General features: G+C 65.3%; 8 protein-coding genes. 2 read left to right on the top strand and 6 right to left on the bottom strand.

Going from position 1 to position 8,594, the window contains the following annotated elements; all coding sequences use genetic code 11:
- Nucleotides 1–13: 13 nt before the first annotated feature.
- The 5 genes from QGG75_16580 to QGG75_16560 all read right to left on the bottom strand — a co-directional run bounded on the left by QGG75_16580 (nt 14) and on the right by QGG75_16560 (nt 5,489).
- Entirely contained in the window at nt 14–571 is a 558-nt protein-coding gene (locus tag QGG75_16580) for a DUF3035 domain-containing protein (GenBank protein ID MDP6068850.1), read from the bottom strand.
- On the bottom strand, nt 568–1,047 hold the full coding sequence (lspA, locus tag QGG75_16575) for a signal peptidase II (protein MDP6068849.1): 480 nt from the start codon (nt 1,045–1,047) through the stop codon (nt 568–570). The genes QGG75_16580 and lspA overlap by 4 nt, the downstream gene beginning before the upstream one ends.
- Nucleotides 1,047–3,923, bottom strand: coding sequence for an isoleucine--tRNA ligase (gene ileS / locus QGG75_16570; protein MDP6068848.1), 2,877 nt, complete (start codon nt 3,921–3,923; stop codon nt 1,047–1,049). The genes lspA and ileS overlap by 1 nt, the downstream gene beginning before the upstream one ends.
- Before the next feature lie 174 nt (nt 3,924–4,097).
- Nucleotides 4,098–5,075 (bottom strand): bifunctional riboflavin kinase/FAD synthetase, encoded by a 978-nt coding sequence (locus tag QGG75_16565; protein MDP6068847.1) that lies wholly within the window; start codon nt 5,073–5,075, stop codon nt 4,098–4,100.
- 30 nt (nt 5,076–5,105) lie between these two features.
- Nucleotides 5,106–5,489, bottom strand: a complete 384-nt coding sequence (locus tag QGG75_16560; GenBank protein ID MDP6068846.1) for a MaoC family dehydratase — start codon at nt 5,487–5,489, stop codon at nt 5,106–5,108.
- Nucleotides 5,490–5,745: 256 nt separating this feature from the next.
- Between QGG75_16560 and QGG75_16555 the strand changes: the two genes are divergently transcribed.
- Together QGG75_16555 and QGG75_16550 are read left to right on the top strand one after the other, a co-directional pair.
- A complete protein-coding gene (locus QGG75_16555; GenBank protein MDP6068845.1) occupies nt 5,746–6,495 on the top strand; it encodes a protein phosphatase CheZ in 750 nt (249 codons plus the stop codon).
- Between the two features lie 38 nt (nt 6,496–6,533).
- Nucleotides 6,534–7,700, top strand: coding sequence for an NADH:flavin oxidoreductase/NADH oxidase (locus QGG75_16550; protein ID MDP6068844.1), 1,167 nt, complete (start codon nt 6,534–6,536; stop codon nt 7,698–7,700).
- 215 nt (nt 7,701–7,915) lie between these two features.
- Here the strand turns inward: QGG75_16550 and QGG75_16545 are convergent.
- The coding region (locus QGG75_16545) for a FecR family protein (protein ID MDP6068843.1) at nt 7,916–8,594 on the bottom strand (679 nt) is incomplete at its 5' end.

Raw genomic sequence — 8,594 nt, 5'->3', positions numbered from 1 at the left:
GGCCAACCCGGTGCTAAAAAACGTTCTCTAGCAGCGCCCGCTTGCGCCTCTTGATTACCGGCACGCCCTGGCCGCTGGGCGCCAGGCCCTTGGCCTGTGCCTCCTTGATGCGTTCTGCTTCCTTGCCGGCATCGACCACTTCGCCCGGAGGCCGCTTGTTCTGCCAGAACAGGATCTTGTCGGTGAAGCCTTCGCCCTTTTGTGCCACCTGGGTCATTTCGCGGTCGATGATAGTGCGAATGCCGGGCTGTACCTGCTCCACCCCGGCACGTTTCAGGAATATCCGCTCGCTGCGGCTGGCCGAGGATCGTTCGGCCTGCGGTCGGGCCGGAGCCGTATTGCCCAGCAGTGCCTGGCGTGCGGTCTCGCTCGTCGGCACGGCCTGCGGCCGTGGCGTCCCGGGGCGCGGCGGTTTGAGGGTGTAGTCGGGCGGCCGGATCAAGGGTGCCTTGGTCACGACGGTGAACTCGTCGGGCGCCTTCTTGGTCAGGCCGAGCTCGTCGCGCACGCCGCTGCAGGCACTTAGCGACAGCAAGGCGAAGATAGGCAGAAGAAGATATCGAAGTTTCATGTGCCCTGTTTATCCGCTTCGCGCCGCTCGAACAAGCCATCCATGAGCAATCCGGCGACACCCGCCACGATGGCGGCGTCGGCGATGTTGAAGGCCGGCCAATGATAACCCATCAGGTGAAAATCGAAAAAGTCCGCCACCGCCTGCCAGAGCAGCCGATCAACGACGTTGCCCAGCGCGCCGCCGATGACCAAACCCAGCGCCGCCGCCGTCAGGCGGCGCCTGCTGCGCCACAGCCAAACCGCCAGCACCAGCGCCACCGCCAAGGCCAGCGCGGCCAGCAGGTAGGGTGCCCAGTCGTAGCCCGATTGCAAAAAGCCGAAAGAGATGCCGCGGTTCCAGACCATCACCAGATTGAAGAACGGCGTTACCTCGATAATGCCCAGGTCGGCCAGCTCATCAATCAAAGCCCACTTGCTCAACCGGTCGAGCAGCAGCACCGCCACTGCCAGCGCCAGGCCGAGGCGCCGCTCCATCAGGCCGCGGAGCCGGCCCGGTGCGCGGCCACGGCGTCGGCGCAACGTCCGCAAAGGTCGTCGGGTGCGGCCTTGCCTACCTCGGGCAGCACCATCCAACAGCGCTGGCACTTGGCGCCGGTGGCGGCTTCAGGTAATACCGCGATGCCGGGCACGTCTTCCAGCCGAAAGCCCTCTGCCGGTGCTGCCTCGGCGCTCAGCGTGGCGCCCGAGGTGATGGCGATCTCGGCCAGATCGAGATCGGCCACGGCCTCGCGATAGCCTTCCTCGGCGAAAATCACCGGGTGGGCCTGCAGGCTCGAACCCAAGCGCTTTTCCTGGCGTTCGACCTCGAGGGCGCCGTTAATCACGCGGCGCAGTTGTCTGATCTTGGCCCAGCGCGCCGCCACGGCGTCGTCGCGCCAGGATGCCGGCACTTCCGGAAAGAGCTGCAGGTGGACGCTGTCTTGGGCCTCGCCTGCTTCGTCGGGGTAGCGCGATAGCCAGGCCTGCTCGCAGGTGAAGCTGAGCACCGGCGCCAGCCAGGTGACGACGCAGGTGAAGACCTGGTCGAGCACAGTGCGGGCAGCCCGGCGGCGCTGCTGGTTGGCGCGGTCGCAATAGAGCGAATCCTTACGGATGTCGAAATAAAAGGCCGAAAGGTCGTTGACACAGAAGTTATAGAGATCGACGAACAGCCGGTGGAAATCGAAATTTTTGCAGGCTTCACGCACCTCGGTGTCGAGCTCCCAGAGCCGGTGCAGCACCCAGCGTTCGAGCTCCGGCATTTCGGCTGGGTCGAGTTTCTCGCCCGCCTCGAAGCCGGCTAGGTTGGCCAGCAGAAAACGCAGTGTATTGCGCAGGCGGCGGTATGAATCGACTTGGCCAGTGAGGATCTCCTTGCCGATGCGCAGGTCTTCGGAATAGTCCGAGTTGACCACCCAGAGCCTGAGAATATCCGCACCCTGCTGGTCGATGACGTCCTGGGGTGCGACGACGTTGCCCAGCGACTTCGACATCTTGCGGCCGTCGGCGGCCATCACGAAGCCATGGGTGAGGACGCCGTTGTAGGGCGCCCGCCCGCGGGTTCCGCAAGACTGCAGCAGAGAGGAGTGGAACCAGCCACGATGCTGGTCCGAGCCCTCGAGGTATAGCGAGGCCGGCCATTCCAGGTCGTCGCGGTCCTCCAGCACCCAGGTGTGGGTACAGCCGGAATCGAACCAGACATCGACTATGTCCCCGACTCGGTCGTAATCGCCCGGATCATAAGCGTCGCCCAGAAAACGTGCCGGCGGGCTCTCGAACCAAGCGTCGGCACCTTCGGCCGTGACCGCCTCGACAATGCGTTGGTTGACGGCGGGGTCGCGCAAAGGCTCGCCGCTTTGGCGCTCAACGAAAACCGTGATCGGCACGCCCCAGGCGCGTTGGCGCGAAATCAGCCAATCGGGTCGCGCCTCGACCATGTTGTAAAGCCGGGTCTGTCCCGAAGCGGGATAGAAGCGCGTCGCCTCGATGGCAGCGAGGGCGCTCTGGCGCAACCCGGTGTCGCTCATGGAGATGAACCACTGCGGCGCGTTGCGGAAGATCAGGGGTGCCTTGGAACGCCAGGAATGGGGATAGGAATGGCTGATCGAGCCCCGGCCCAAAAGGCCGCCGGCCGCCGTCAACGCCTGGCATACGGGGTCGTCGGCTTTGAAAACGTGAAGCCCGGCAAACAGCGGCACCGGATCGTAAAAACAGCCCGCCTCGTCCACCGTCTGCGGCACCTCGATGCCGTGTGCGGTGCCCAGCTCGAAGTCGTCGGCACCGTGGCCCGGCGCAATGTGGACGAAACCCGTGCCCTGATCCATTTCGACGAAGTCGGCCGATAGTACCGGCACCCCGAAATCGTAGCCCTGGCCGGCCAGCGGGTGGGTGCAGGCCAAGCCGATGATCTCGCTGCCGGTGTGTTGGGAAACCACTTCGCAGGCGGTGATGCCGGCTTCGGCACAGACCTGATCCTTGAGCGGTTCGGCCACCAGGATCTCCTCGCCCACTTCAGCCAGCGAGCCCTCGGCCACTTCGCTGAGCCGCAGCCTGAGGTAGCTGGCGTCGGGGCTGGCGGCTATGGCGCGGTTGCCGGGTATGGTCCAGGGCGTGGTGGTCCAGATGACGATGCTGGCGCCACGCAGATCGGCGCAGCCCTCGGACGGGGCCTCGTCACGCACCTTGAAACGCACGAAAATGGTTGTCGAGACGTGGTCGTGATACTCGATCTCGGCTTCCGCCAGCGAGGTTTTCTCGACCACCGACCACATGACCGCTTTCGAGCCCTGGTGCAGGCTGCCGTCCATAAGGAACTTGAGCAGCTCGGAAACGATGCGGCCCTCGGCCGCGAAGGTCATGGTGGTGTAGGGGTTGTGCCAGTCGCCGATGACTCCCAGGCGCTCGAACTCCTGGCGCTGGACGCCGATCCAGTGTTCGGCGAAGTCGCGGCATTCGCGGCGGAAATCGCCGATCGGCACCTCGTCCTTGTTCTGGCCGGCGGCGCGGTATTTCTCCTCGATCTTCCATTCGATGGGCAGGCCGTGGCAATCCCAGCCCGGCACGTAGTTGGCGTCCTTGCCCATCATCTGCTGCGAGCGGTTGATCACGTCCTTGAGGATCTTGTTCATGGCCGTGCCCATGTGGATGTTGCCGTTGGCGTAGGGCGGGCCATCATGGAGGATGAATTTTTCGCGGCCTTTGGCGGCCTGGCGTTGCCGGCCATAGAGATCCATCTCTTGCCAACGCGCCAGGATCTCGGGCTCGCGCTTGGCCAGCCCGGCCTTCATGGGAAAGTCGGTTTTGGGCAACAACAACGTCGGTCGGTAGTCGGCGGTCTGGCCGTCGCTACCGGAATTCTGTTTGGCGGACATGGTGGGCGGCTCGGCGCTAGGGGGAGACGGCAAAAACGGGGCGTGCGTGTCCCGACCCTCAGCCGAGGGCCGGGCTCGAAATTCGCCGGCCGCAGCCAGAAGGCGGCCTTTTTGGTTTCGCTCCGCGCATGGCCGGTTTGTATCAGCCGCTGGCGGCGCTGTCGAGATTCCGCTTCACGCCGTGAATCGGTCCTGGGCGTAAGCCGGGTCGGCCAGCAGGCGCCGCGCCGCCTCGCTGTCCTTGGCGATCTGCGCCTTGAGCTCGGTGATGTCGGCGAATTTCCGCTCCGGGCGCAGGTGCTCGATGAAAGCGACGCGAACCTGGCGGCCGTAGATGTCGGCCGTGAAGTCGAAGAGGTGAACCTCGAGCAGCAACTCGCCGTTGTCGAAGGTCGGGCGCTGTCCCAGATTGGCGACGCCGGGCCGCCAGCCAGCGCCGTCGTCCTCGATATCGAGGCGCACGGCGTAGACGCCGCCGGCCGGTTGCAGATATTCCTCGAGCCTCAGGTTGGCGGTGGGAAAGCCGATCTGACGGCCCCGCTTTTCCCCCTCGCGCACCCGGCCGTCGACCTCCCACCAGCGCCCCAGGCGTTCAGCCGCCGGCACCGGCTGGCCGCCGTGGAGATATTCGCGAATGCGGCTGGAGGCGTAAATTTCGCCGCCTTGGGCGGCGTCGCCGTGGCCCACCGGCCCGACCACGTCGAGGCCGAAGCCGGCTTCCTTGCCGCGCCGGCGCAGCAACGCCGCGTCGCCCACGCGGCCGCAGCCGAAGATGAAGTCGTAGCCCACCACGATGTGGCCGAGACCGAGGCCCTTGATCAGCACGGTGTCGATAAACTCGCCGGCCTCGAGGGCGGCGAAAGCGGCGTCGAAATGCAGCGCCACCAGGAAATCGACGCCGGCGCGCTCGATTTCGGCGGCCTTGACGCGAAAGGGCGTCAGGCGAAAGGGCGGTGCCTCGGGTTGAAAATGCCGCCGGGGATGGGGCTCGAAAGTGAGTACGCCGCGCTTGCTGCCGTCGGCCCGGGCCAGTTCGGCCGCCCGTTTCAGAAGCTGGCGGTGGCCCAGATGCAAGCCGTCGAAATTGCCGATCGCCACGACGGCGCCGCGAAACTCGGCCGGCAGGTCCTCGTGGTGGCGAAAAATCCGCATGCGTCCGTTGCTGCCGGCTGCCAGCCGCTCTTATTCCTTCGACGGCACCATGATCAGGGCGTCGCCGTCCAGCACCACGGTATCGTCGACGCGGCAGACGGCGGCCATGCTGGCCCGCTTTCGCTTGGCGTCGAGCTCGCTCACCGTGACCTCGGCCTCGACCGTGTCGCCCAGCCGCACCGGCGCCTTGAAGCGCAGGTTCTGGCCCAGATAGATGGCGCCCGGCCCCGGCAACAAGGTGCCGATAACGGTGGAGATCAGGCCGGCCGTCAGCATGCCGTGGGCAATGCGGCCGCCGAAGGGCGAGCGGGCGGCGAATTCCTCGTCGAGATGGATGGGGTTGGTATCGCCGGAGATCTCGGCAAACAGCTGCACGTCGCGTTCCTCGATGGTTTTGACGAAACTCGCCGACATGCCGAGGGCCAAATCTTCGAAAGCGTAACCGGACTGTGGGGACATGGAGGGGGCAAACCTTATGGCGGAGGGGATTTTTTGTGCGCCGCAATATAGCGAAGCCACCACGTGGTCACAAGCTGGCTCGCAAATCGGCTCACAAGTCGGGGCTTTACCGTGCCGAGACGGCACCGCTATCATCGGGCTCAAAATAACGGCCGGGCCGGAGAGCGACGCTTCCGCGTCCCGTCAGGCTTGGCCCCGAGGGAGAGCGCGCGTGAACGAAATCGACAGCAATCAGCTTTCAAACCGTATTCAATCTCTGGTCGACGCCCTGCGCGCGGGCAGCGACGACGATCTTTCCATGTCCGACGTGGCGGCGGTGACCGAGGTTTTGATCACCACCATGCGCCGCTACTTCGCCGCCGTCGACACCAAGATCTACGCCGAGTTTCGCGACCTGGCCGAGCACATCTCGCAGACCCGGACCGACATCGTTCGCCTGCAGGCCGACAAGATCAAGTCGGAGAAGATCCCCAAGGCCGGCAAGGAACTGGACGCTATCGTGCGCTCCACCGAGGAAGCCACCGAGACCATCATGGCGGCGGCCGAGGAGATAATGGCCGCCGACACGGCCGACGTCGAGGCCTATCAGGCCGTGGTCAACGATGCTTGCATGCGCATCGTCGAGGCCTGTTCTTTCCAGGACCTGACCGGCCAGCGCATCACCAAGGTGGTGAAGACCTTTACCTACATCGAGGACCGCATCGGTACCTTGCTGGAGGCCCACGGCGATCTGCTGGCCGGGGCCGGAGAGATCGACGACGAGGATGACGGAATAGTCAAGGTCGACGGCGGCACCGTCCTCGATGGTCCGCAGATGGAAGGCAGTGGCGTCAGTCAGGACGACGTCGATGCCATGTTCGGCGGCGGCGACGACGACGACAACGACAACGACGATGCCGAGGCCGACGAGGAGGCCGACAAGAAGACCAGTCAGGACGATATCGACGCGCTCTTCGACTGATCCCCGCGGCCAAGGTCCCCAAGCCCAAGGAGAATCCCGTGAACGACGCTTCCGGATCCGATCCGCTACTGTTCGAGCCGCTCGATCTGCGCTCGGTCAGGCTGCCCAACCGGGTGGTCATTCCGCCCATGTGCGTCTATGCCGCCGAGGACGGCCTGCCCAACGATTGGCATCTGGTGCACTATGGAAAATTCGCCACCGGCGGTGTCGGTCTGATCATCTGTGAGGCCACGGCGGTCGAGGAGCGCGGCCGCATCACGCCCGGCGACATCGGATTGTGGCGCGACGACCAGGTGCCGGCGCATCGCCGCCTCACCGATTTCCTCAAGGGCGAAGGCTGCGTGCCCGGCGTGCAACTGGCCCACGCCGGCCGCCGCGCCTCCAGCCAGCCACCGTTCCATGGCGGCCGCTCGCTGACGGCTGAGGACGAGAAACGCTTGGGCTATGTAGCCTGGCAGACCGTGGCGCCTTCGCCGGTGCCCGAACACAACGACAGCCCGATTCCGGCCGAGCTCGACAGCGCCAACATCAAGGCCATCGTCGAGGCCTTTGCCACCGGTGCCCGACGCGCCCTGGAGGCCGGCTACGAGGTGGCCGAGATCCATGGCGCGCACGGCTACCTGCTGCACGAGTTCCTGTCGCCGGCCGTCAACCGGCGTGATGACGCCTATGGCGGCGACCGCGAAGGCCGCATGCGGTTGCCCCTCGAGGTGGCAGAGGCGGTGCGCCGCGAATGGCCGGACCAGAAACCCCTGATGTTCCGTGTCTCGGCCGTCGACGGCGAGGGCGAAGGAGCCTGGGTACTGGAAGACACACTGGTGTTGTGCCGGGAATTGGGCGAGCGCGGCGTCGACGTCATCGATTGTTCGTCGGGCGGCATTCGCGGCCCCGCCACCGCCGCCGTGGTGCCGCGCGGTCCGGGCTATCAGGTGCCGTTCGCCGAGGCCATCAAGAAGCAGACGGGCCTAACCACCATGGCCGTTGGCCTGATCACCGAGGCGCATCAGGCCGAGGCTATCCTGGCCGCCGGCCAGGCTGACCTTATCGCCGTCGGACGCGAGATGCTCGACGATCCGAATTGGACCCTGAGGGCGGCCAATGAATTGGGTTACGGCGGCGCACCCTATGCCGCCTGGCCAGCCAATTATGGCTGGTGGTTGGAACGCCGCGCCCGCACCATCGCCATGTTCGAAGACGCGGGATAGAGGGTCTTAGCCGCGACATGCTCTAATAGACCAAGCGGCAATAACCACACTTTGGTATCGTCGCCACGCCGTCCCCCGGACGGGGGGGGAAGGCCAAGGGCGCGGCTGCGCCCGCCCGGCGAGGGGCTACAACGAGCCGCCTGCGGCAGCAAAAAAGGCCCCATCCGAAGATGGGGCCTTTGCTATTTGCCACCCTAAGGGTGGGAGAAGAAAGCCTAATCGGTAGCCGTTGCGGTCGAGGTCGAGGTCGAGGTGGACGTCTGGCTGGCATCGTCGCTTGTAACGACTGCGATGGCCACGGCGATCGCCGCTGCCACGGCAATGCCTGCAGCCAAGGCACCGGTCGTCAGGCCACCCGTGGCGGTTCCTGTCGCCTTCGAGCCGGCTGGTTGACCCGTGGCCGCAGCGACGGTGTTGTCCATCGACGACACTGCGGCCTGGGCCTGCGGCGGCGGTGCCGAAGGAGGCGACGGCGGCGGCGCCGAAGCGCCTGCCGGTGCCGGAGCCACCGAGGTCGACTGGCCGACGCCGACGCTTTGCGATATGCCGACGGCGTTGGAGACCGATACCGCGCCCGCCTGTACGGTCACCGTGGTGGCGCCGTTGGCCGCCACATAGACCGTAAAGATAGTGCCGCGAATACCGATGGTGGCGGTCGGCGTCTTGATCAGATAAGACGTTTTCGAAAGTTTGCCCGTGGTAAAGCGCATGACGCCTTTGCTCACGGTCATGATCAGGCTGCCGCTGACCGGTCCCGGTTTGTAAACGAAATTGTCCAGGGTGACATCGGAATCGGGTCCGATGGTCAGCTTGGTTTCGTCCTTGAAAGTGATTTCCGTCGCACTGGCCGAACCGGTGCTGATCTTTTCGTTTTGGTAAACCTGGTCCTTCAGG

The organism is Alphaproteobacteria bacterium (assembly GCA_030740435.1).
Lineage (GTDB): Bacteria > Pseudomonadota > Alphaproteobacteria > UBA2966 > UBA2966.
Note: the sequence above shows the minus strand (reverse complement) of the source record. Positions and strands in the feature narration are given on the sequence as shown.